General features: G+C 51.9%; 17 protein-coding genes. 2 read left to right on the forward strand and 15 right to left on the reverse strand.

Features of this window, described 5'->3' with window-relative positions; translation table 11 throughout:
- Positions 1 to 222: 222 nt before the first annotated feature.
- Both I9H09_RS04435 and I9H09_RS04440 read left to right on the forward strand, forming a co-directional pair.
- Entirely contained in the window at positions 223 to 2,304 is a 2,082-nt protein-coding gene (locus I9H09_RS04435; protein WP_122347087.1) for a glycosyltransferase, read from the forward strand.
- A gap of 297 nt (positions 2,305 to 2,601) precedes the next feature.
- Positions 2,602 to 3,624, forward strand: coding sequence for an acyltransferase (locus I9H09_RS04440; protein ID WP_144114436.1), 1,023 nt, complete (start codon positions 2,602 to 2,604; stop codon positions 3,622 to 3,624).
- A 776-nt stretch (positions 3,625 to 4,400) separates the two neighbouring features.
- On the opposite strand, the gene I9H09_RS04445 is transcribed toward I9H09_RS04440, so the two are convergent.
- From I9H09_RS04445 to I9H09_RS04515, 15 genes are all read right to left on the reverse strand, one after another.
- Positions 4,401 to 6,923, reverse strand: coding sequence for a DUF7657 domain-containing protein (locus tag I9H09_RS04445; RefSeq protein ID WP_122347088.1), 2,523 nt, complete (start codon positions 6,921 to 6,923; stop codon positions 4,401 to 4,403).
- Positions 6,924 to 6,950: 27 nt separating this feature from the next.
- Positions 6,951 to 7,289 (reverse strand): EamA family transporter, encoded by a 339-nt coding sequence (locus I9H09_RS04450; protein ID WP_024670106.1) that lies wholly within the window; start codon positions 7,287 to 7,289, stop codon positions 6,951 to 6,953.
- 7 nt (positions 7,290 to 7,296) lie between these two features.
- A complete protein-coding gene (locus I9H09_RS04455; RefSeq protein WP_024670107.1) occupies positions 7,297 to 8,280 on the reverse strand; it encodes a glycosyltransferase family 2 protein in 984 nt (327 codons plus the stop codon).
- A gap of 7 nt (positions 8,281 to 8,287) precedes the next feature.
- On the reverse strand, positions 8,288 to 13,126 hold the full coding sequence (locus I9H09_RS04460) for a glycosyltransferase (RefSeq protein WP_122347094.1): 4,839 nt from the start codon (positions 13,124 to 13,126) through the stop codon (positions 8,288 to 8,290).
- A complete protein-coding gene (locus I9H09_RS04465; RefSeq protein ID WP_024690458.1) occupies positions 13,119 to 14,486 on the reverse strand; it encodes an ABC transporter ATP-binding protein in 1,368 nt (455 codons plus the stop codon). Before I9H09_RS04465 ends, I9H09_RS04460 begins: the two co-directional genes overlap by 8 nt.
- Positions 14,476 to 15,303, reverse strand: coding sequence for an ABC transporter permease (locus I9H09_RS04470; RefSeq protein ID WP_024670109.1), 828 nt, complete (start codon positions 15,301 to 15,303; stop codon positions 14,476 to 14,478). The genes I9H09_RS04465 and I9H09_RS04470 overlap by 11 nt, the downstream gene beginning before the upstream one ends.
- Positions 15,303 to 15,848 (reverse strand): dTDP-4-dehydrorhamnose 3,5-epimerase, encoded by a 546-nt coding sequence (gene rfbC / locus I9H09_RS04475; RefSeq protein WP_053480645.1) that lies wholly within the window; start codon positions 15,846 to 15,848, stop codon positions 15,303 to 15,305. Before rfbC ends, I9H09_RS04470 begins: the two co-directional genes overlap by 1 nt.
- A 669-nt stretch (positions 15,849 to 16,517) precedes the next feature.
- Entirely contained in the window at positions 16,518 to 17,447 is a 930-nt protein-coding gene (locus tag I9H09_RS04480) for a glycosyltransferase family 2 protein (RefSeq protein ID WP_055002211.1), read from the reverse strand.
- Between the two features lie 41 nt (positions 17,448 to 17,488).
- The gene (gene rfbA, locus I9H09_RS04485) at positions 17,489 to 18,379 is read right to left on the reverse strand and encodes a glucose-1-phosphate thymidylyltransferase RfbA (RefSeq protein ID WP_005891123.1); all 891 of its coding nucleotides are present in this window, start codon (positions 18,377 to 18,379) and stop codon (positions 17,489 to 17,491) included.
- Positions 18,376 to 19,281: a dTDP-4-dehydrorhamnose reductase gene (gene rfbD, locus I9H09_RS04490; RefSeq protein WP_122347089.1), complete on the reverse strand. Its 906-nt coding sequence runs from the start codon at positions 19,279 to 19,281 to the stop codon at positions 18,376 to 18,378. Before rfbD ends, rfbA begins: the two co-directional genes overlap by 4 nt.
- Complete coding sequence (gene rfbB, locus I9H09_RS04495; protein ID WP_122347090.1) at positions 19,281 to 20,354, reverse strand: dTDP-glucose 4,6-dehydratase; 1,074 nt, start codon at positions 20,352 to 20,354, stop codon at positions 19,281 to 19,283. The genes rfbD and rfbB overlap by 1 nt, the downstream gene beginning before the upstream one ends.
- Positions 20,355 to 20,638: 284 nt before the next feature.
- On the reverse strand, positions 20,639 to 21,739 hold the full coding sequence (gene ychF / locus I9H09_RS04500; protein ID WP_024670112.1) for a redox-regulated ATPase YchF: 1,101 nt from the start codon (positions 21,737 to 21,739) through the stop codon (positions 20,639 to 20,641).
- Positions 21,740 to 21,760: 21 nt separating this feature from the next.
- On the reverse strand, positions 21,761 to 22,345 hold the full coding sequence (gene pth / locus I9H09_RS04505; protein ID WP_024670113.1) for an aminoacyl-tRNA hydrolase: 585 nt from the start codon (positions 22,343 to 22,345) through the stop codon (positions 21,761 to 21,763).
- 164 nt (positions 22,346 to 22,509) lie between these two features.
- A complete protein-coding gene (locus I9H09_RS04510) occupies positions 22,510 to 23,124 on the reverse strand; it encodes a 50S ribosomal protein L25/general stress protein Ctc (RefSeq protein ID WP_005891139.1) in 615 nt (204 codons plus the stop codon).
- Positions 23,125 to 23,262: 138 nt separating this feature from the next.
- Complete coding sequence (locus tag I9H09_RS04515; protein WP_003317125.1) at positions 23,263 to 24,204, reverse strand: ribose-phosphate pyrophosphokinase; 942 nt, start codon at positions 24,202 to 24,204, stop codon at positions 23,263 to 23,265.
- Positions 24,205 to 24,248 lie beyond the last annotated feature (44 nt).

A 24,248-nucleotide genomic window follows, 5' to 3' on the forward strand; every position in this document is an offset into this window, starting at 1 on the left:
TGGAGGTTTGCAGCGTTCAGCCCGGTTCGAAGGTAGCACGCGGGTCCGCAGACCCAGGTATCGCCCATGTTTAATGATGTTTATCTGGTGTCAGAAGCTGAACCGTCACTGTCAACTCGTGTAATATACGGAGCGTCGAAAGGAGTGCGAGTGACCGTCTTGCCTTAGGAGCAACGTGGTGTATTCGGAAGAAATCAAAAGAAATTACGAGGTCATCGAGTCATGCTTAAGCGTCTCCGCCAAGAGAACTCGCTTCAGAGAAAGCAATCTTCTGCTGTCATAGAACGGCTGCAGCGAGAGCTGGCCCTAGAGCAACAACAACTGGCCAGAAAAGAGGCGGTATTCGCGGCTGCTTTGATTGAGCGGGATACGCACATCCATAATCTGAACCTCACCATTATGGAGCTACAAGGCTCGACCAGCTGGAAGATAACCTCACCGCTTAGAAAACTAGTGGCTGCCATTCGACGCGCGAGCAGCGGAGAGCAAGCACCGGTGGCATTTCCTGCTCATGACGCGCTTTCGCATACGGTAGAGCCAGAGACGCCGGCAGTCGCCCACGCTGAAAACGTACCGGAGCAACTTGACACCTACGCTCGATGGGTCGAAGAGTTCGACACGATTGACGATATTGATCGTCTTTGCATGTATGAGGAAATGGGCGCCTGGAAAACCAAGCCGCTACTTTCCATCATCATGCCTGTTTACAACCCGCCTATCGAGATGCTGAGAGATGCCATCGAAAGCATAAAAACCCAGGTCTACTTTAACTGGGAGTTATGCATAGCCGATGATGCGTCGACCGATCATCGTGTGCGCTTATTCCTGGAGCAGAGTGCTAAATCCGACCACCGGATAAAAGTGGTTTATCGCGAGCAAAACGGGCACATCTCGAAGGCAAGCAACTCGGCGCTCGACATCGCATCAGGCGAGTTCATTGTCCTGATGGATAACGACGACACACTCCCTGAACATGCCCTGTTCTGGATGGCCAAAACGATCAATAATCATCCTGATGCGGCGGTTATCTATTCGGACGAAGACAAGATAGACGAGCAGGGCGTCAGGTCGGCTCCTTACTTCAAAACCGACTGGAACCCATACCTCTTCCGCTCACATAACATGATCTGCCATCTGGGTGCGTACCGCAAAGACCTCGTTGAGCGCATTGGGCGTTTCCGGGTCGGCATGGAAGGCGCTCAGGATTATGATCTCGCGCTTCGCTGCGTTGAACAAGTCGAGGCCGCTCAGATCATTCATATCCCACGTGTACTTTATCATTGGCGTATACATGCAGGCAGCACTGCAATGTCCACCGATGAAAAACCCTATGCACAAAATGCAGGGCAAAAGGCACTGGAAGAACACCTGAAAAGGTCTGGCATCGCCGGGCGCGTCGAGTTACTTGATTTTGGCATGTACCGCGTCCATTACGACCTGCCCGCTGTAAAGCCCTTGGTGAGTTTGATCATACCGACGCGTAATGCTTACGCCTTGGTGAAGCAATGCATTGAGAGCATTCGCCACAAGACGCTGTATCCCAACTACGAAATCATTCTGGTCGATAATGGTTCTGATGATCCGCAGTCGCTGCAGTATTTCGAAATGCTGTCACGTCTGACGGGCGTTACTGTTATTCGAGACGATGGCGAATTTAACTATTCCGCGCTCAACAATAACGCGGTAGAGCATGCCAAAGGTGAACTCATAGGGTTGGTCAACAACGATATCGAAGTCATCAATCCCGAGTGGCTGGATGAAATGGTATCCCTGGCGTTACAGCCTAACTCCGGAGCAATTGGTGCAAGATTGTGGTACCCCGACGAGCGGCTCCAGCATGGCGGCGTAATCATGGGCCCACTGACACTCGCTGGGCATGCTCACAAAATGCTCCCACGTGGTCATCACGGCTATTTTGGCAGGGCGTCGTTAATTCAGGGTATGTCTGCTGTTACCGCCGCATGTCTGATCGTCAAGAAGTCGATTTTTCAGGAAGTGGGTGGGCTTAACGCCAAAGACCTGAAGATTGCGTTCAATGATGTGGATCTGTGCCTGAAGATCATGCAAGCCGGCTACCAGAACATCTGGACCCCTAACGCAGATCTTTACCACCACGAATCCGCAACGCGTGGTTACGAAGACACCCCAGAGAAAATAAAGAGATTCATCAGCGAAGTTGAGTACATGCAGAACAAGTGGCGGGCGATTATCAAACATGACCCTTACTACAATCCTAACCTGACGCTGGCAGCGGAAGACTTTTCGGTTGCTTTTCCACCGCGCACCGCTGACTTGTTTGGTTAAGTTATTACATAATCGCTAACACGTTGTTGACTATCTCGTTGTTAAAGCCAAGGGGATAGTCACGAAGTCCTACTAATCAGATACCAATAAAAATAAGATAAGTCCTCTCCCTTTGTCAGGAGAGAGCGATATTAAAAAAGATCCTCATCATGTAAGTTTTACGTTAGCATTTGGTGAGAAAAATTACTTTTCGACTAGTTACTTTACTCGGTAATAGTTTGGGGTTGTACGGTTCGGGTTTACACACATTTCTACTGTGTTTGCTAAAAAAATTAAAAGGGAGAGTGGCAGATGTCAATGAGTATGACTTCGAACACGCGAGATTTTTCGCTGGATGCATTGAAGGCGATGGCGATCTGTATGGTCGTGATGATACATATAAGCGCACCAGGCTTTGTGAGCTTTGGTGAGCAGTGGAATGCAGCACTTGTTTACGACAGTCTTTCAAGAATCAGTGTTCCGATCTTTTTTATGGTCACTGGATCAGTTTTGTTGGACCGGGAGCATTCCCTAAAGTCTATTTTTTTTAAAGTAAAGCTTGTTTTAATACCTCTTGTTGCATGGTCTGTGATCTATCTGATTTACAATGAGCATGTTCATGGTCAAATTGTTAAAAACTGGGCTTTAGAAATTGTTCAAGGTCCGGTTTTGCATATGTGGTTCGTGTATGCGTTGATTGGAGCATATTTATTTTTACCGTTAACCAGTCGATTCTTTCGCTCAGCAACTCGTAGTGAAAAACTGTGGGTCACGCTGTTGGCAATAGTAGGATCATCCATATTGCCTTTTTTTAAAGATATTACTGGCCAGTTGTGGCTGGGGATTGATATGGCTTATGTGCCAATTTATTCAGCTTATATGCTGATGGGCGCGGTTTTGTACGAGGAATTAAATAAGCGTGACAACGTTGTTAGTCTTGGTTTGGTTGGTCTTGCAGCTTGGGTTGTAGGTACGCTGATTACTATCTTTGGTACATACTTTAAATCTATCGGGGATGGCAGATACAGCATAGTTTATTTTAACTATTACGCGCCGTCGGTGTTGCTGGCTGCGCTGGGCGCTTACACGTTCTTTATTTCTGTCTTCAAACGGAATACTGTTTTTGTCAGTAGGAAAATTGGCTTTTTAGGCCAGCAAACGTTTGGAATATACATGTGCCATATGATACCTCTTCAAATTCTCGGTGAATTGATAAGTAGGACAGGGGGGCTAAGTCCGTGGGTATGGTACCCTTTGATTGTGATGTTAACTATATTTGCCTCGTTGATCATAGTAGCGATTATCCAGAGGATACCAGTCATTAGGCATATATGCCCTTGATTATTCTGCTGTGTATGTTTTGTAAGTTTGCAGTCGCTAGCTCTTTATCGCTAATGCTTTGGAGCTAAAGAGCTATGACGATGTTCAAAAGACTTTCAATGTGTGAGATTTTTTGTGTTTTTCAGCCCAAAGGATGGAGTCAAGACCATGGTTATTGACCTTGATTTCTGAAGACTAGTAAGGGCATCTCGCTGTTGGCTATTTTACTAGGTTTACCTGAAAGTCGCTTTGGTTGCGATGATGCTCTCAGGTTGCCAAGAGGCACCCAAACACCTCGCCAGCGGCAGTCATAGCTTCCCGTTATGCCTCATGCTGCCGCCCGTCGAACAGGCTGACTCGCGTCTACTGGAGCAGATCAGTCTTCTAGGCATCAGGGGAACCATACAAGCTTTGCCGTGCCGATAATGTTCATGACAGCCAGATACTGAGTCAGTAATACGGCCGTTGAAGAATGGACAGCCAGTGATTCCTCTGAGCAAGTGCATCGCAAGTCTCGACGCGGTCTGCCTTGGCTGTTTGACAGCTTCATTACAACAAAAACACGACGTTACGATCAGTTGTTCAGTCGGCTCAAGGAATGTCTGTACACGTTACGAAAAATTGGCAAGTAGCTTTAGCAACACGTTCACACTTGTTTGTACTGAAAGGTGCCCGATGGACGAATTTTTAGACTAGTAGGCTAATAAAGATTCAATGAGGTTACCATTTGAACTTAAAGCGTGTGGTATGACCAGGACACAAAAACATATATGCCTGGCCATGCCAGATTCACGAAATTACATGGTCTTGTTTTTTATTTTAAACCATGCCCAGCCGTCTTGTGTGGAAATATAGGTTAGTGAACTGTTTTTTGTAAGTCTAGTTGCTGATGACGGTGCCACAACCTTGGTCGCAGACAGAACACTAAAGTCGAAAGTCTCAGGGTTCAAAGACACCTTTACAACATCGGGTCTTGGGGTCTCTATCAAGAAAGTTTGCACACCCTTCATGTCGTTATCTATATGAAATGTGAGGTGCTGATAACGATTATATATGTCTGAGTGTAACGATGCTGGGTCGAGTTGTTTCCAGATTGTAGTTTGCGGGTAATAAAATATGCCATTTACTACCTTGGTACCCGATGCCAATAGGTACATTGAGGGAGTTAAAGCTTCCAGTACAAGTACTCTGTCGGCATTGCTTTCGTCTTCTTTCGTTAATGCAGTCGACTTGGCTTTTACATATTGTGGAGCCAATACGACCGGGTTGAAGTCATAAGTGGTGAAGGCAGAAAGACTGAGCATAACGATAAAGTAAGATCGTATTGAGCCACGTGCTAATAGATAGCCTGCTACGAGTGCGGTAGCGGTGATGATGAGTACTAATGAAGTTGATAAAGTGTTTAGTATATTTATATCTTGTTGGTAAGTGACTGTATAAATAGTTACTGCCCATATGATTGCGCTTCCGGCAGCTAAGAAATTCGATTGTTTAATTGGCGTGGAGTTTTTCGTTGTGGCAAGTAATGAGGTCAATACCAGACAAGCAAAACCCAGTGCGAGATCCGCACGTTTGCCCGGTACTCGTCCCCATAAACTGTATTCCGCAAGTTCTTTTGGTATGCCCAAAAACATGAAGCATAAGATAAACGAAATCGTCACAGCCAAAGCTACCTCGACAGCAGACAATTGTTTTCTATAGGCTTTAATTAAAAACAGTGTCATTAGCGGCAGAAGCATGTAGTAAAAGGACGCAATTTCGCTTTGATTTGTGAAAGGGCTAGTAAAAGTATTGAGTGTACCTAGGTTGGTGTAACCCCTCAATAAGAAGTCCAGAGCTACGTCGGCGCCGGTCAGTGTGGTGCGTAATCCAGGATATACCGTACTTTCCATGGTGTGAATTGCATCGCGAGCATCATGCCACCACATGTAAAGTATCAAACCTGAAATGGCTAGGGCAAAAATATAAGCCCCCCCGTGCAGCAATGATATAGAACGGTAAGATTTATCTTTTATAACCTTGCCTACAGTAATTGCGATGAAGACATAGGTGAGAGATATTTGCCAAGGCGGATAGAGAACCAAAACAAAGCCTGCGAACGAAAGACCCAGTAAGCAGCTATAACCAAATACTTTAAATGTGTTTTTGGTTTCTAAGGTTTTTATGAATGAAAGAAAAACCAGGCACGGGAAAAATACCGTGTATGCAGGCCAGTTGGACCATGCCACTACGTAAGCAGCACTACTGAATGTCAGAGAGGCTATGAAGTTCAGACGCCATGACCCAGGATTCAAAGCGCATAGCACCGCCCAGACTGCTAGCAGGCATGCAAAAATTGGAAATAGCCAGTTCCATGATAAAGCGCGCTTTAAATCAAATAGATAAAAGCCCCATGTTGCAGGTTTTACAATTTGCGAGACATGAGCAACCGGCACACCTGTCATGCCGATGATTAGCATATTTTGGCCATCATTCCCGAGGTTTGAGTTGATCACCGGAAAGGGCGGTATATGATTCGCTTGAGCAATTGAATTGGGAGTAAGAACTAGCCATTCGTCTGAACGAATTGGCTTTTCCGAACCCCATAATATAGACGGATTACTGTCTATAAACGAGGCTTGTTTTACTCCAACGCTGAAAGATGAGCCCGTTATTCCAAGTGATAAAAGGATTGTAAATATAAAGAGAACGGCTGCGCAAAGTATCGCTGCGGGATGAAGTTGTTTTGTAAATTTTTCATTTATTGTATCAGTGATTTTTTCCACTTTAACAAATAAATAAAGCAAAAAAAGAAAAAGAGCAATTAGGCTTAGGGGGACTGCGTACGGTGTAATGAGCGTTAGCATGCCAGGGTTTTTGTATCTGACTTCCGCGGTATTGTTATTTAAGGAGAGCGGGGTTATTGTCCCATTTGCATCTTTAACTGAAACCTTCAAGCGGTAGGTCCCACTTTCAAAGCTGCTTGGTATAGCTGTCGTTAAACGCCATCCTGGTGTAAGCCAATCGTCCCGCCCGAGCGCTTTATTGACGTCTGGTCGTGGCATACGTAAAGCCGCAGTTAACGTTCCTTCATATAATGATTTGTCATTTAGAGTGATTATTATATCTTTTGCTTCATTCTTTGAATTGAAAGCTCCGACCCAGCCCTGAAGCGTGATTTCATTGTTTTCAATTGTTGCGGTATCGACTACCCCTTCGACCTGACTACTCTCGTTACGCTCAGTTGAATGCGCGCTTGAAAAGCATGTTAGCAAGAATAAAAAAATAAACTGATTTAAGTTTATTAGTTTTTTTATTTTATAATACATTGGTTGCGTCATGTTTTTTCCTTTGGAATAGCTCTGTGACTACGCTCTTACCGCGATCAATATGCCTATGATTATGATGGCTACGCCGAGGAAATATTGAGGCTGAAACCGCTCGCCGAAGAAAAAGTGGCTACCGATTGGAACGAGCACAAACGCCAGAGCCATCAGGGGATAAACTTTGCCTAATTCTATCTTTTGTAACACCCATACCCAAGCCAATGTAGTAATGCCATAGAGCGCAAATGCAGAGAACAAGGTCAGCAGCGTGTTGGTTTCAAATATTGTTCCACTTTTATGCAGGGCGGTAGCGCTCAGCTTGAACAGTATTTGGCCTGCCGCTATTCCTAGTACACAAATTAACGCAATCAAATAGATAATCATTGTATTATTTGTCGACCTTGTTTTGACGTTTCTTCGTGAGGTGAAGCGGTCTTCTCGGAACCGATTGTATGTCGCTACCTATGAAGGCAAGAATGAGCTGGGTACCAAGAATGATAGGAAGCGCAGAAAGCATCACGGTACCGGCAGATGTTGCAACACCTGACTGAAGTGACTGAATCCAGTGAGTCATACCAAAAGCAGTGCCCAGTAGAACCATGATGAGCCCCAGCGGTAACTCAATTGACGCCAGTGACATGTCTCTCAGGTAATAGTTGTAGAATATTCTTTTGCCCATGTTTCGCATGTGTTTGATGAAGAACTCTCCAATAATCTTCGATATCTTGAGATTACTGACTTCGTCCTCGTATTTAGCGTCCATGGGAATATCAATTACTACAGCGCGAAGCGTATTGAGCCTGAACAATATGTCTGTTTCAAAAAAGTACCGTTTGCTGATTTTTTTGACAGGCAAGTGCCTGGCAATGTCTGAATGTATCGCAGTAAAGCCATTGGTAGGATCGAAAAGGTCCCAGTACCCAGAGGAAAGTTTAGTAAGGAAGGACAATGCCGCATTTCCGAACAGCCGAATTTTAGGCATTTGTCGGATCTCTTCCAGATCAAAGAAGCGATTGCCTTTGGTGTAGTCTGCCTGGCCATTCAGGATGGGAAGAACGAAGTCGGGTATTAGCAGCGGATCCATTTGTCCATCGCCGTCTACCTTGACGATGACGTCTACTTCGTCTGCTATCGCAGCGGCATACCCCGTCATTACAGCGCCGCCTACACCTTGGTTTACCGGGCACTTGATTACCTTGACGCGTGGATCGCTGCATTCTTGCTCAACAAAAGCTCCCGACTGATCGGGGCAGCAGTCGTCCACCACGTAGATTTTATCCACTTCTGGACCAATTCCCGATATGACACCGAGAATATGAGATTTCACTTTATAGCAGGGTATGACTACAGCAATTACTGAATGGTTAATCATTTTATCTTTATCCTGCCAGCACTTGATTTTTTACACGCGGTGGCCACGCCAGCCCAAAGTCTTCGTTTTCCAAAGTCAAGTTTGGGCTGTAGGCATAGTCGTTTATAATATCAGGCCAGCGTGACTTGATGTATTCGATTTCCTTGGCGAAGCGCTCTTGCTTTTGCGGGGTGTCTTCAAGACCACGGGTTGCAGATTCATGGTGGTAGAGTTCCGCAAATGGCGTCCATACGTTCACGTAGCCTGCCTCTCTGACTTTGAGGCAGAAGTCCACATCGTTGAAGGCGATTTTCAAGTGCTCCTCCTCCAATCCTCCGACCTGGTCGAACGTGGATTTTTTGATAATCAAACAGGCGGCAGTTACTGCGGAAAACTCCTGGATCAACTCTGCTCTGCAGAAATAACCAGGTGCGCCTTTGGGCAGGTATTTATGGGAGTGCCCGGCAACGCCGCCCAAGCCAGTGATGACACCACCATGCTGCAGCCGATCATCCGGATACCACAGGCGTGCTCCTACGGCTCCGACGTTGGGCTGTAGGGCTATCGAGACCATTTCACTCAACCATTCAGGGGTGATGACCTCGATATCGTTATTGATAAGCCCGATCAGTTCGCCGTTCGCTATACGCACTGCCGCGTTATTGAGCGCTGAGTAATTGAATGGGCCTTCATCACGCATGACGCGAATGTTCTCTTCCTGATCGAGCTGAGCAAAATACTCGAGCGATTCCGGTTCGTCGGAGCCGTTGTCTATCAGGATGATTTCATAATGAGTATACGTCGTCAGTTGCTTGATGCTGTCGATGCACTGTTTGACGAGGGCATGGGCATTCCGGGTGGGAATTATCAGGCTCACCAGTGGCGGCGACGCTGGCAATGCGTAATGAACACGATACATACCCAAAGAAGACAACTCGGCGATTCCGACGCCGCCTTTGCGCTCCAGGTGTTCATCCAGTGCCTTGACCCCAGCCAGCGCCGCGTAAGGTTTTTCATCACCTGCCATCGCAGTGCTGCCGGCGTGTATGCGCCAATGGTAGAGCACACGAGGGATATGAATAATCTGGTTCCGTTCAAGCTTTTCTACGCACCGCAGTGCCAGGTCATAGTCCTGAGCGCCCTCAAAACCCGTTCGGAATTGTCCGACTTCGTTGACAAGGTCTCTGCGATAGGCGCCGAGGTGGCAAACCATATTCTGCGAGCGGAACAGGAACTCGTTCCAGTCTGACTTGAAGTGGGGCGAACTGCGCTTGCCGTCCGTACTGATCTTGTCTTCATCGGAGTAGATAAGACCGGCATCAGGGTTTTCACGAATCGTTTTAGCAACCCAGTAGAGCGCATGTAGGGGCAGCAAATCATCGTTATCCATCATTGCGACAAATTCGCCCGTGGCGATTTCAAGCGCCGAATTGCTCGCCGCTGAAATATGCCCATTGTGCTCACGAAAAACGACTTTGATCCTGTCATCGAGAGCACTCAACGATTTCAGGTATTCAATAACTTCCGGATCAGTCGATGCGTCGTCCGCAAGGCAAAGCTCCCACTGTGGGTAGAGTTGGGCACGAACGCTCTCTACCGCTTCGCGCAGTAAATCCAGAGGAGGGTTGTAGACCGGCATGATGATGGAAATGACCGGGCCCTCGCCCCAATGAGCTATGTCATCGTTGATGCGGTTTATTTTTACATCGTCGAGAGTGTCGTATTGCTGCACCCATAAAGCATAGTCATTCCTGTTTCCGGGCATTGCCTGCACTGTGCTGGTTTTGGCCCACCGCGCTTGAGCAATGACGCCAGCAATACCTCTCGCTCGCCAAACTCGATATGCTTTCTTTGCTGTGCCTGACACACCACCGCCGCGTCGAATAATCATAGGCAGCGAAGTGAGGATGCTCTTTGCTCTAAAGAAAGACCTCGTCACTTTCCTGAGCGGCGCTGTTACCTTCCAGCTGTAAGAGGACTGCATCGAGATGATATTCAGGTTCAAATTATGAATATGAGTATCTCTGCCTTCCAGCTCAAGGCGATGATTTTCCAGCAGCATCAGGTTTTTGCTTTCAAGGCCATCCAGTACTCGACGCTGATGTTGCTTCAGATTCAGCGTTTCGGTCTCGATACTCGTCAATGCGAGGTGATGACTTTCTTTCAAGGCCAGATTTTTAGTTTCAAGATCCGCCAACGTGGTGTGGTGGTTCTCTTGTAAAGACAGGTGCTCGGCTTCGAACTCCTTCAGCCTGAGATGATGGCTCTCTTGCAAGGCAAGATTTTCGGTTTTAAGCCCCATCAGTGCTGCACGGTGGGTTTCCAGAGCCGCCAGATGCTCGCTTTCGGCTTCCATCAACTTGAGCCGATTGCTTTCCAGAATGGCGAGGTTTTGAGCTTCAAGCTCCTCCCGCTCTTGCCGGTGGATTTCTTGCATGGCCAGTTTTTGGGTTTCAAGGTCTGCCAGCACCTGACGATGGCTTTCCTGAAGCGTTGCATTCGCAGCTTCCAGCTCACTCAACGCCAGGCGGTGGCTTTCCTGAAGCGCTGCATTGGCAGCTTCCAGCTCATTCAACGCCAGGCGATGGCTTTCCTGAACGGACAGGTTTTCAATTTCTATATTGGCCAAGGCGAGGCGGTGGTTCTCTTGCTCCGCCAGATTTGCCGCTTCGACAGCCTCAAGTGCAGAGTGCTCTTTAAGGCTCAGGTCCGAGGTGGTTTCAAGTGCCTGTTTGAGCTCTTCTTCTTGTTGAAGCAGTCGTTCAGCGACCTGACCTTCAGTGAGCAGGGTGAACGAGATCTGGACTTTGAATGACTTACCCGTAATCAGCGAATTCAGATCGGCAGGCAACATCACGTGCGGATCATCGTTGAGTGCCATGAACAACGTGCCGTTGGCATCGCTGGAGAATGCTGTGACGCCTGCGGAAGCCAGTTGAGCATCCGTATTGTCGTACCACGCCCATAACTTCGCGTTCGAACTGTAAACCTTGATGGCGCTGATCGAAAATGACTGCCTCAAGTTGGTGGGGTCGAAACGTAAAGAGGCGCATCGGGCTGAAGCGGGAACTTCAAAAATAACCGTCTGAAAACCGTCGTGAACACGCTGGGTTTTTGTCCGGTCTTCAGCGAATCCTCCTTCAGCATCGCCCAGATAAAGCGTTGCCAGCTTAGGCGCCTCGTTTAACTGCGAACCCGTCTTCTGAATGGTGGCATCGGGTGCCCAGTTCAGAAAGCTGGCAGCCTCACGACCGGTGACTTTTTCCTGGAACATGGCTTCGAGTACAGCAAAGCGATTGAGCTCTTCATCCGTCACTGTCAGGCCGACGCTGGCCATCAACTGGATAATGAAGTCGCGCCTGCTGATCATAGTTGCAGTTGGGTGGAAAGGTACTGCGCTGGCAATCAGCAGCAGCAAACCACGCATCAGCAAATGCCCCAGCTCCACACCTTCGACCATTTCCCATTCGATGTCGATCAGGTGCGGCTGGCCTTCGCTGTCAAGGATGATGTTCTGCGCAACGGCATCGATATAGTGACCTGGCAGGCGCTCGTCTACATGATCAAGTGCAAGATCATGGCCTTCCGATGCAAGCAGCTGTTTGAGGCTGTTTACATACAGTGATAGAAACGGTGTGAAGGTGGCCACGTTCCAGTTGTGAGTTGATGCGGCCTCGTAGAATTTCAGGCTCAGCAGCGAACCCTTGGCGTAACCATGCGCGTCGGGAAGAATGAACTTGTGCGCATCACCAAGACTTTCCGGTACGGGGTTGTCACTAAGGCGGTGGTAGCGAACCTCGATGCCTTCAGGCGTTTCGACGAACACGGTCGCTTTGCAATATTCGGCATTACGGCCTGTGCTGTAGTGGTACGCCAGGATATCGGTCGGCACCATCTGTTCTGGCTGGCAGGAGGCAACTACCAGGAAAGAGTTGGCGAGGTCCATGCCCAAGTGGTTATCAATGACAACGGGCCACGCTCTTTCCAGGTTGAATGTGGTGTTTGCAGGCAGTTGTGGATCTTTTCGAGTGTTCTGGGAGGCGAGCGCAGCCGCGTCGAAGTCTTGCGACTTGAAGCCGCTTTCAGTGATGATCGAGTTCGGAATTTTGTAGTCGGGGTAGGGGGATAGAAAATCCGACGCCTTGAACCCTGCGCGAGCAATCAGCGCTTGCAGCTCTTTTCGACCAAATGTCTTCGGCTGCCGATCTATATATCGTCCCTCGATGCCATACATCGCAACGCCGACATGGTCTTCTGGTGCGCCTGCAAAATATTTGAGGCCCAGCTGATTTTCGATGGCGATGAACAGGTGGCCGTCAGGTTTCAACAGTTTGCGAACGCGATTCAGCATGCCGAAAGCCGGGTCAGCATCTGCGCTGAACATGCTGGCGTATTCGAGAACACCGATCAGTGTCACTACATCGAACTGTTGGTCGACTTTAAAATCGTCAAACCTTTCAGCGAGTACGGTGACGTTATCCAGGTCTCTCGTTCTGCTTGCGGCAATTGCTGCGCGTCGTGGGCTGCCTTCCAAGGACAGGACCGTAGCGTCTGCTTCACCCAGGTAACGGCTTATTGCGCCGCATCCTGCGCCTATCTCAAGGATTGATTTGCCTTTGATGAGACTCTCGAACGGCCGGAAGATATTTCCACGGCTGGAGGTCAGGTGATAAAGCTTGGGCCAGTCAGTGCAGTACTGTGGCAGCTCACTGGACAGTACTGATACATCCTTCGCTTCACGTACGATACTGGCCAGCTCGGTTTCAGAATTATCGCCGTCGCTGTACGCGATGCCTTGATAATCGGAACGCACCCAAACCCCAGTGCTTGCATCAAGGCTATAGCCGTATTTATCCAGTTCAAACATCAGCAATTACCGGTTCTATGTCCATGGAGGCACCCAGGTCTATCAAGCCCAGTAGCTTCGGAGTAGGTTCTACGACGAAATGTATCGAATCATAGCGTCGGTCGTGGGGCACTATGTCTTCGCTTTGCCGGGAGGCAATGCCTATGGAAATGAAGTAATCACCGGTTGCCAGTGCGTTTTTGAATTTCACGCGAGCCTTGGCCTGTTTGCCGGCATTGCCGATCAGCGCGGTGCCCTCGCAGTCCTGCATATAGGAGTTGGTGCCGTAAACGGTGACGCCTTCTTTGGTCTTGATCGTAAAGCCGATAATCGGGTTGACCACCGTGCTGTTAAACCTCAGTGCCAGATCAAGAACGATGTCTTCACCCGACTCGACGCTGTTGGGGAACTCCCGTCCCGAAGCGCTCATATGGAAGTCGAGCAATGTTGCAGCACCGTCCCCCCAGCGGTATTCATGAGGGTTGTAGCCTGGCCTGCTGGCGTACACATCTTCGTCGAAGCGTAGCGCTATCTTGTCGGCTTCGACTGGCGCGGCTTCTACACGCTCGGCTTCGGCAAGGTCCAGGCTTTTGTCGGTAATCGGGCTCTTGTCACGCCCAAACAGAAGATCGGTATAACGATTGATAACAGGACGCGATTCGCCAATCATCTCGATCCTGCTCTTTTCAAGCAAAATCGCGCGATTACAGTGAGTAACGACCTGCTCGCTGGAGTGAGTAACCAAGAGAATACTGGTGCCGTTTTCTTTCAGCTGTCTCAGGCGCTCGAAGCATTTGGCCTGAAAGCGGGCATCGCCCACGGAAAGAGCTTCATCCACGACGAGAATTTCCGGATCGACCTGGGCCTGAACCGCAAATGCCAGGCGTACGGCCATGCCGCTCGAGTACGACTTGACCGGCTGATCAAGGAACTCGCCGATGTCGGCAAACCCTGCGATCGCGTCAAAGCGCTCGTCCACTTCGTCACGCGTCAGGCCTAATACTGCGGCGTTCAGGTACACGTTCTCGCGGCCAGTGAACTCTGGATTGAACCCCGAGCCAAGCTCCAGCAACGCCGCTACTCGGCCACGGGTGTGTATTTCGCCGATGGTAGGGCTCAGCGTGCCGCAGATGATCTGCAGCAAGGTGGACTTGCCCGAGCCGTTGCGGCCGACGATGCCAACCGTTTCGCCTTTACCAACATTGAAGCTGACGTCGCGTAGCGCCCAGAATTCCTTGCCGTAGGTCGTGGTTGCTGCCTGCCCTGACCAGCGCTGAAGTCTCGGTACAAGCGCTTGCTTCAGGCGGTCGTGGGGTTTGTCGTAGGTGTAAAAACACTTCGATACGTTTTGTACGCTGATAACCGGTTGATCAGATGACATCAGCGAATCCTTTACGTGTCTTTTGGAAGAACCAGAACCCGATGACAGCAATTACCGCACCGACGGCAATTGCGATGCCCAGGCTGTCCCAGTGGGGGAGGTTGCCGAACAGCAGTACGCTCCGGCTTTCTTCAATAATGTAGGTCAGCGGGTTCATCTGCAGCCACGGGCGATACACTTCAGGGAGCGCAGCTACAGGATAAAGAACAGGCGACAGGAACAACAGAACGGTAGTCAGCACGGTGATCACGTGGCCGACATCGCGCAGGTATACACCCAGCGAGGCGAGAAACCAGCTGATGCCCAAAGTGCCCAATATAAGTGGCACCAGAATCAACGGGAACAGCAGTGCGGTCCAGTAGAGCGTGTGCGATATCAACAATTGCGCGATCACAAGCACGATCAGGCTGATGCAACTGTGGAAGAGTGCCGAGCCCAAGGTAATGACTGGCAGGATCTCCAGCGGGAAAACCACTTTCTTGACGTAATTGCTGTTGCTCATGACCAGAGACGGCGCCCTGTTGGCACATTCTGCGAACAGGCCGTGCACGATCATGCCGACGAACAGAAGAATGGCAAAGCCGCCTTTGCCAGTGTCTACGCCGACCCAGCGTGCGCTGAAAATTTCGGAAAAAACGAAGGTATAAACCGCCAGCATCAAGACCGGATTGAAGAATGACCAGGCCAGGCCCATTACCGAGCCACGATAGCGGCCAATGACTTCACGCTTGGTCATTTGCGAGATCAATGACCTGTTCGTCCACAGGCTGCTGACCAGGCGTAGAGGTCCCGCCGAGGGTGTTTGGTGAGGATTCATTACGCGAATACCTCAGCGTCTTCGAAGGCGACGGCTTTCTGGTCCTTTGCGGAGAGGGAGGGCGCTTCGCTGAATGGCCATTCGATGCCTACGCTTGCGTCGTTCCACACCAGGCTGCGCTCATGCTCAGGCGCCCAGTAGTCAGTGGTCTTGTACAAGAACTCGGCGCTTTCGGACAGCACGACAAAGCCGTGAGCAAAGCCTTCCGGGATCCACAACTGTTTTTTGTTTTCGGCGGTGAGATGCAGGCCCACCCATTTGCCGAAGGTTGGGGAGCTCTTGCGCAGGTCGACGGCGACGTCAAACACCTCGCCTACGGTTACGCGTACAAGCTTGCCCTGGGGCTGTTGAATTTGATAGTGCAGGCCCCTCAGTACACCTTTTACTGAACGAGAGTGGTTGTCCTGAACGAACTTCACAGGCCGACCCACGACCTCTTCGAATGCCTTCTGGTTGAAGCTTTCAAAGAAAAAGCCGCGTTTGTCGCCGAATGTTTTGGGCTCGAACACGATGACGTCTGGAATGGCGAGGCGTGTTGCATTCATAGGTAACGTATCTCCGAAATGCTCATCAAGGTCTGCTCATGCAACCTTGGTTGGGGCGGGCGCGCGTAGAAAAGCGCCTGCGCCAGGGAATGTGATTGCGCCAGTAAAAGGCGGTTTACGGTATCGAAGCTCATTGGCATCGTGTGCGGCACAGACTGGCCGCCTGGGCGGGAAGTCTTCGCGCTGGATAAGGGGATGGTTCTGTCGTCGCTGAGGGGCGCGGAGCATGCATCGTCTATTTGTAATTTTCCGACGTAGGTTCCGACGATGAGTAACACGAGGTCTTCATTGCAGGACGGTTTTACTAAATAAAGCGTATCCGGTATGTGAACTCATTGCTGTAAGGGCAACTTGGGCCTGGCGTCCCTGGCTGGGCGGTACAAATGACCCTGCCTTTCGACTCTGGTTCCGTTCTGGCTACCGGCTTCATTGCGCTTCTGATACCGAAATCTAAGGTCTGCACATTAACATAAGCGGCCGCTTGAGAACATTCAGCGGCCGTGAAATTAAGCGTCTGCGGCGTGCTGTCCGATGCCCGGCCATAAGTGATGTCTGGCAACCTTTGCTGTCATGCAAAGATACTTAAATGCTGCTTTTTCAAAAGCTTGCGAAAGGCACTTCGCAGGTGGGCAGGGAAATATACAGCTGTGGATGAGCCGGATTTGCAGTCTAGCGATTATCGGGCTGTTCAGGTTTGTTCAGCGTAGCTGCCAGGCAGGCAATTATGAAAAAAAGCTTGTCTCGGGGTCTTCTGCGGCACTCTCGTGCCTTGAACGCGAGGCGAAGAAATAGCCATCGTGTGCCAGCCGTCTTCCCCGTGGGTAGCGCTTCGTTGCCCCCGGTCAACTGGCTGATCAACAGCACCTGTCCGGCCCACCAGCCGTCAGCAATCTTTTTCAGGCGAGTGAGCAGTGAAGCCAGCCCGGTGTTGGCGCCAACCTGGTTATTGGCATGTTGACGATAGTCCATGCCGGGAGCCGGATCGATAAGCCAGTGATAGCCTTGGCTGCGAGCAAATGCGTAGCAGTACCAGTCATGCAAACTGACAGCCTGTGCCGCGTCCCACTGCGCAATAAGCGACGCCTTGAAGGCATCCGCAAGAGGGCGGCTCAAAACATAGGTGCAGCCGGGGCCGGCCGCTTCAAAAAGATGGTCCCATCGAACTTGAGGCTGGGCCTTGTCCAATAATAGGCGTTGCCCATTCGGCCAGAAGGCGATGACATTGCTGGAGTAGGCGTGATGGTTGCCGGGCTTCAGGGCCGATACGGCGCGCTCAAGCTTATCTGGATACCAGATATCGTCCTGATCGGAAAACGCCACGTAATCGAACGAAGAGAAGTCCACATCCCGAATCAGGCGAAAGAAATTGCGCGACGCTCCGCCGAATCGTGCGGCAAGCGGCAGCAGGGTGACGTTTGCATGGCGCTGCGCATAGTCGGCACACCACGCTTCAGTGCCGTCCGTAGAGGTATCGACACTGATGAACACGCTGACGCAGACATGTGTCTGCATCAGAATGGATTCAAGTTGCGCCTCTATCCATGACCTGCCGTTGTAGGCTGCCAACAGCACGGCGACCTTTGGAGTAACAGACGACATACTGTTCGCAGCCCTGCGGTATGGAATAGAGGTTGGCAGTCTTAGAACGAGCCCAGGTCGAGCAGCTTCTGCAGATACTGCCCGTAACCGGTTTTCTTCAGTTTCTGGGCTTGTTCACCCAACTGAGCGGCAGTGATCCAGCCATTGGTGTAAGCAATTTCTTCCAGGCAAGCGACTTTCCAGCCCTGACGTTGCTCGATGGTGTGCACAAAATGGCTCGCTTCCAGCAGCGACTCGTGCGTGCCGGTGTCGAGCCATGCAAAGCCGCGCCCCAGGATCTCTACGGTCAGGCTCTTCTGCTCAAGGTAAGCGCGGTTCACGTCGGTGATTTCCAGCTCGCCACGTTCGGAAGGCTTGATGCTCTTCGCGATTTCAACAACCTGATTGTCGTAGAAGTACAGGCCGGTGACTGCGTAGCTCGACTTCGGCTCTGAAGGCTTCTCTTCGATGCTCAAGGCGCGACCTGTGTCGTCGAACTCGACAACACCAAAGCGCTCCGGGTCGGAAACGTGGTAACCGAAAACGGTAGCACCGCTGGTCTGCTGGCTGGCAGAGCGCAGGTTGTCGGAGAAGTGCTGACCGTAAAAGATGTTGTCGCCCAGGATCAGGCAGCAAGGGTCTTCGCCGATGAACTCTTCGCCGATGATGAAGGCTTGCGCCAGGCCGTCAGGCGTAGGTTGCTCTGCGTAAGTGAGCTGAATGCCATATTGGCTGCCATCGCCCAGCAGCTTGCGGAAACTTGGCAAGTCTTCTGGCGTGGAGATGATCAGCACTTCACGCATGCCTGCCAGCATCAGCACTGACAGAGGGTAGAAAATCATCGGCTTGTCGTAGATCGGCAGCATCTGCTTGGATACGCCAAGGGTGAGCGGGTGCAGACGAGTGCCCGAGCCGCCGGCCAGGATGATGCCTTTACGATTGATGGTGGTCATTTATTCAGAGTTTCCATGAGCATTCGGGCTACACCACTTTGCCAGTCAGGCAGGTGCAGAGAAAAATTGTGGCGCAGCTTTTCTGTGTTCAAACGCGAATTCAGAGGACGTTGCGCAGGTGTCGGATACTCAGCTGTGCCGATCGGGTTGATCGTTTCTACCGCCAGAGGTTCCCCATTGGCGCGTGCGTAGTCAATCACGTACTGCGCGTAGGCATGCCATGACACTTCGCCGGCAGGCGCCAGGTGATAGATGCCACAGAGTTCCGGCCTTGCAAGCGCTTGCTGCAGCGCCGCCGTGGCTATATCGGCCAGCAACTCTGCGCCTGTAGGTGCGCCAATCTGATCGGCGATCACATTCAGCGTGGGGCGGTCTTTTGCAAGTCGCAGCATGGTCTTGGCGAAGTTGTTGCCGCGTGCCGCGTAAACCCAGCTGGTGCGGAAGATCAGGTGCTTGCAGCCTGAAGCAACAATGAGTCGTTCGCCCTCAAGCTTGGTCGCGCCGTAATAGTTGACCGCAGACACAGCGTCGCTTTCTTTCCACGCAGTGGTCCCTGTACCGTCGAACACGTAGTCCGTCGAGTAATGAACCAACAGGGCGCCCAGCGTGTGGGCCTCTTCTGCCAGAACCTGGCTTGCCAGAGCGTTGACCGTATGCGCGAGTTCCTGCTCGGTCTCTGCCTTGTCGACGGCAGTGTAGGCCGCGGCGTTGACGATGACTTGAGGTTGAACGCGGCGAATCGTGTTGCGCAAACCTTCGAGGTTGGAGAGGTCCCCGGAAAGGTCGCCATAGTCTGTAGAGACGGTGTGGCGATCAAGCGCCACGACCTCGCCCAGTACCGCCAGAGAGCGTTGCAACTCCCAACCGACCTGGCCGTTTTTTCCCAGCAGAAGAATTTTCATCATTTATCGGCGCGTGCTGTGTAGTTTTTGTCGATCCATTGCTGGTAGCTGCCGCTCTTGACGTGGGCAACCCACTCAGGATTGTCGAGGTACCACTGCACGGTCTTGCGAATGCCCGACTCGAAGCTCTCTTCCGGTACCCAGCCCAGTTCGCGCTGGATCTTGCTGGCGTCGATTGCGTAGCGCAGGTCGTGGCCAGGACGGTCCTGAACATAAGTGATCAGGCTGGCATGCGGACGATGAGCCGAATCCGGGCGCATCTGGTCGAGCAGGGCGCAGACAGTGTTGACCACTTCGATGTTCTGCTTCTCGTTATGACCGCCGATGTTATAGGTTTCGCCGATCTCGCCTTCAGTCACGACCTTGTAAAGCGCGCGAGCGTGGTCTTCGACATAAAGCCAGTCACGAACCTGATCACCTTTACCGTAGATAGGAAGTGGTTTGCCTTCCAGCGCGTTGAGGATGATCAGCGGGATCAACTTCTCGGGGAAGTGGCACGGGCCGTAATTGTTGGAGCAGTTGGTGACCAGGGTCGGCAGGCCGTAGGTACGGCTCCAGGCACGTACCAGGTGGTCGGAACTGGCCTTGCTGGCGGAGTAGGGCGAGCTTGGCTGGTAAGGGGTGGTTTCAGTGAAGAGGTCTTCCGGGCCTTCCAGATCGCCATACACTTCGTCGGTCGAAATATGATGGAAACGGAAGTTGGCCTTGCGCGCTTCATCCAGCTGGCTCCAGTAGCCGCGTGCAGCTTCAAGCAACACATAGGTGCCGATGATGTTGGTCTGGATGAACTCCGACGGGCCGGTGATGGAGCGGTCTACGTGGGATTCGGCTGCCAGGTGCATGACGGCATCAGGCTGATGCTCTTTGAAGGCCCGATCGAGGTCTTCGCGGTTGCAGATATCGACGTGCTCAAACGCATAGCGCTCGCTTTGATCCGCGGACTGGAGTGATTCAAGATTGCCCGCATAGGTAAGCTTGTCGACGTTGACGACGGAGTCCGTTGTATTGGCAATGATGTGCCGAATGACCGCCGAACCGATGAAGCCTGCACCGCCTGTTACTAAGATCTTCAAAAGAGTATCTACCTTGGGTTGTGACAAGGCTCTGCCCGGTCCGTGGAAACAATCGCTGATCAGTCGCCGTCTTTGACATCTGCTTGCGTCAAACACGAATGTTTAAAATGACGTGGATAAGCGACGATTAAAGGACGATATTTTACATAGAAAAATAGACATCCCCAGCAAATAATTCGAGGGGGTCTGAAATAGTACTGCGGGCTGCTGCGCACCGACCCATAGAAACGCAAAAGCCCCGCTTAACGGGGCCTTTGGGGCGATGGATGAGAGCCGCCTATGGTTTAGACGTTAAACCGGAAATGCATCACATCACCGTCCTTGACGATGTATTCCTTGCCTTCCAGGCGCCACTTGCCTGCTTCCTTGGCGCCAGCCTCGCCCTTGAACTGGATGAAGTCGTTGTAAGCCACGACTTCAGCGCGAATGAAGCCTTTTTCAAAGTCGGTGTGGATAACACCTGCGGCCTGTGGTGCGGTAGCACCAACGCGGACGGTCCAGGCGCGGACTTCTTCGACGCCTGCGGTGAAGTAGGTCTGCAGGTGAAGCATTTCGTAGCCGGCGCGAATTACGCGGTTCAGGCCGGGTTCTTCGAGGCCCAGGGCTTCGAGGAACATGTCTTTCTCTTCGCCGTCATCCAGCTCGGCGATTTCTGCTTCGATCTTGTTGCAGACCGGCACCAGCATTGCGCCTTCTTCTTCGGCAATGGCGCGGACCACGTCCAGCAGCGGGTTGTTCTCGAAGCCGTCTTCAGCAACGTTGGCGATGTACATGACCGGCTTGGTGGTCAGCAGATGGAAGCTGCGAATGACGGCTTTCTCGTCATTGTTCATGCTCTTCATCAGGCTGCGGGCGGGCTTGCCTTCGCTGAAGTGTGCGATCAGTTGCTCGAGCAGGCCTTTCTGGACCACTGCGTCCTTGTCGCCGCCCTTGGCGTTGCGCGTGACCTTTTGCAGCTGTTTTTCGCAGCTGTCGAGGTCGGCGAAGATCAGTTCCAGGTCGATGATCTCGATGTCACGCTTGGGGTCGACGCTGTTGGAGACGTGAATCACGTTCTCGTCTTCGAAGCAGCGCACTACGTGGGCGATGGCGTCGGTTTCGCGGATGTTGGCGAGAAACTTGTTGCCCAGGCCTTCACCCTTCGAGGCGCCTGCCACAAGGCCGGCGATGTCGACGAACTCCATGGTGGTCGGCAGGATGCGCTTCGGGTTGACGATGGCTGCCAGGGCCGCCAGGCGCGGGTCAGGCATTGGTACGATGCCGCTGTTTGGTTCGATGGTGCAGAAGGGGAAGTTCTCGGCTGCGATACCTGATTTGGTCAGCGCGTTGAACAGGGTGGACTTGCCGACGTTAGGCAGGCCGACGATGCCGCAATTGAATCCCATGGTGTTTCCCCTCGAGTGATGTCAGGCCTTCTGGCTGTGCAGGTTTTTCATCGCCCGGTTCCATTCACCGGCGAGGATATCCGGCAGCACGCCGAGGGCAAAATCGATACTGGCGTCCAGTTTTTCCTGTTCGGCGCGTGGCGCTCGACCCAGGACAAAGCCGGATACCTTGCTGGCATCGCCCGGGTGGCCGATGCCAAGCCGCAAGCGATGAAATGTGTTCTGGTTGCCGAGCTGCGCGATGATGTCGCGCAGGCCGTTGTGACCGCCATGGCCGCCGCCCGTCTTGAGTTTGGCAACGCCCGGAGGCAGGTCAAGTTCGTCATGCGCCACCAGAATCGATTCGACCGCAATGCGGTAGAAACCGGCAAGTGCCGCGACGGCCTGGCCGCTGCGGTTCATGTAGGTGGTGGGGATCAGCAGACGAACATCCTGACCCTGATGCGTGAAGCGCCCGGTCAGGCCAAAGAATTTGCGCTCGGGAACGAGATTGACTCGTTGCGCCGCAGCAATACGCTCAACAAAAAAAGCCCCTGCGTTATGCCGGGTCTGTTCGTACTCAGCGCCTGGATTTCCCAGGCCCACGATCAGTTGTATGGCGGTCACGACAGGGGCTCTTCCTTTGGAGTTGTGGTTTCAACCGCTGGCGACAGCGGCAATACTGGCGAAAACTGCTCATTTACCATGATGTAAACTCCGCGATCTCGCCCGCTTTGCCTGCTATTGCTCGCGGTGTTTCCTGAGCAACTCCGACGTTACCAAGTAATGAATTACTCGGCAGCGCCTTCTTCACCTTCGCCTTCTTCTTCGTCTTTGACGATGCGCGGTGCGTGGACGTTGGCGATTGCCAAGTCAGTACCGTGTGCCAAAGCAACGAATTCGACGCCTTTAGGGGCTTTCAGCTCGGACAGGTGAACGTTGTCACCCACTTCCAGTGCGCCCAGATCTACTTCGATGAACTCAGGCAGGTCTTTCGGCAGGCAGGTCACTTCCAGCTCGGTGGTAGTGTGCGAGATCTCGCCGCCTTTCTTGACCGGAGCTTCTTCGTTCAGGAAGTGGATCGGTACGATTGCGGTCAGTTTCTGACCAGCAATAACGCGCACGAAGTCAGCGTGCAGCACATGGCCTTTGGCCGGGTGACGTTGCAGTGCCTTGATGATCACGTTTTGCTTCTTGCCACCAACGTTCAGCTCGATGATGTGGCTGTAGGCCGCATCGTTTTCGAGCAGCTTGGCAACTTCCTTGGCCAGCATGCTGATGGACTCAGGGGCTTTGTCGCCACCGTAGACGACAGCTGGAACCAGGCTGGCGAGACGACGCAGGCGGCGGCTCGCACCTTTCCCCAGGTCGGAACGCTGTTCTGCATTCAGGGTAAATTCGTTCATGTTGTATCTCCAAATTAACCACATCCACCGTCGCGTTTGCGACCAGCGCTCGGGCGGTATGGGCAAAAAAGCCCCGCCCTGACCGGATGTCAGGGCGGGGCGCTTTTCGTCAGCAAAGTGCAGGCTAAGGGAAACCCCTTAGCGGAACATTGCGCTGATCGATTCTTCGTTGCTGATGCGGCGAACCGCTTCGGCGACTACCGGTGCAATATCCAGTTGACGGATACGGCCACAGGCTTGAGCGGCGGCGGACAACGGGATGGTGTTGGTCACCACCAGTTCGTCCAGCACGGAATTTTCAATGTTTTCGATGGCCCGGCCCGACAGCACAGGGTGTGTGCAGTAGGCGAAGACCTTGGCGGCACCATGCTCTTTCAGGGCCTTGGCCGCATGGCACAGTGTGCCGGCGGTATCGACCATGTCATCAACCAGAATGCAGGTACGCCCTTCGACATCACCGATGATATGCATCACTTCTGAGTGATTGGCTTTCTCACGGCGTTTGTCGATGATACCGAGATCTACACCCAGAGATTTGGCAACAGCACGTGCGCGCACGACGCCGCCGATATCCGGGGAAACGATCATCAGGTTTTCAAAGCGCTGGTCTTCGATGTCATCCACCAGAACGGGGGAGCCGTAGATGTTATCTACCGGAATATCGAAGAAGCCCTGGATCTGGTCAGCATGAAGATCAACCGTGAGCACACGGTCGATTCCCACTACGGTCAACATATCGGCAACGACTTTCGCGCTGATAGCAACACGTGCGGAACGCGGACGGCGGTCCTGGCGGGCATAACCAAAGTAGGGAATCACAGCAGTGATTCGGGACGCTGAGGAGCGGCGGAAGGCATCAGCCATCACGACGAGTTCCATCAGGTTATCGTTCGTTGGTGCGCAGGTCGGCTGAATGATGAAGACGTCTTTACCGCGGACGTTTTCATTAATCTCAGTGCTGATTTCACCGTCGGAAAACTTTCCAACAGAAACATCACCCAGTGGGATATGCAGCTGACGTACTACACGCCGAGCGAGATCGGGGTTGGCATTCCCCGTAAAGACCATCATCTTGGACACGCGCAGTACCTAGAGGCTGAGGGTAACCTGGATGAGTATAGAAA

Origin of the sequence: Pseudomonas tremae (assembly GCF_023278125.1) — a bacterium.
Taxonomy (GTDB): Bacteria; Pseudomonadota; Gammaproteobacteria; order Pseudomonadales; family Pseudomonadaceae; genus Aquipseudomonas; species Aquipseudomonas tremae.

Coding starts and splice junctions, on each gene's coding strand:
- I9H09_RS04435 (WP_122347087.1), top strand. CDS start 223: ATGCTTAAGCGTCTCCGCCAAGAGAACTCGCTTCAGAGAAAGCAATCT.
- I9H09_RS04440 (WP_144114436.1), top strand. CDS start 2,602: ATGAGTATGACTTCGAACACGCGAGATTTTTCGCTGGATGCATTGAAG.
- I9H09_RS04445 (WP_122347088.1), bottom strand. CDS start 6,923: ATGACGCAACCAATGTATTATAAAATAAAAAAACTAATAAACTTAAAT.
- I9H09_RS04455 (WP_024670107.1), bottom strand. CDS start 8,280: ATGATTAACCATTCAGTAATTGCTGTAGTCATACCCTGCTATAAAGTG.
- I9H09_RS04460 (WP_122347094.1), bottom strand. CDS start 13,126: ATGTTTGAACTGGATAAATACGGCTATAGCCTTGATGCAAGCACTGGG.
- I9H09_RS04465 (WP_024690458.1), bottom strand. CDS start 14,486: ATGTCATCTGATCAACCGGTTATCAGCGTACAAAACGTATCGAAGTGT.
- I9H09_RS04470 (WP_024670109.1), bottom strand. CDS start 15,303: ATGAATCCTCACCAAACACCCTCGGCGGGACCTCTACGCCTGGTCAGC.
- rfbC (WP_053480645.1), bottom strand. CDS start 15,848: ATGAATGCAACACGCCTCGCCATTCCAGACGTCATCGTGTTCGAGCCC.
- I9H09_RS04480 (WP_055002211.1), bottom strand. CDS start 17,447: ATGTCGTCTGTTACTCCAAAGGTCGCCGTGCTGTTGGCAGCCTACAAC.
- rfbA (WP_005891123.1), bottom strand. CDS start 18,379: ATGACCACCATCAATCGTAAAGGCATCATCCTGGCCGGCGGCTCGGGC.
- rfbD (WP_122347089.1), bottom strand. CDS start 19,281: ATGAAAATTCTTCTGCTGGGAAAAAACGGCCAGGTCGGTTGGGAGTTG.
- ychF (WP_024670112.1), bottom strand. CDS start 21,739: ATGGGATTCAATTGCGGCATCGTCGGCCTGCCTAACGTCGGCAAGTCC.
- I9H09_RS04510 (WP_005891139.1), bottom strand. CDS start 23,124: ATGAACGAATTTACCCTGAATGCAGAACAGCGTTCCGACCTGGGGAAA.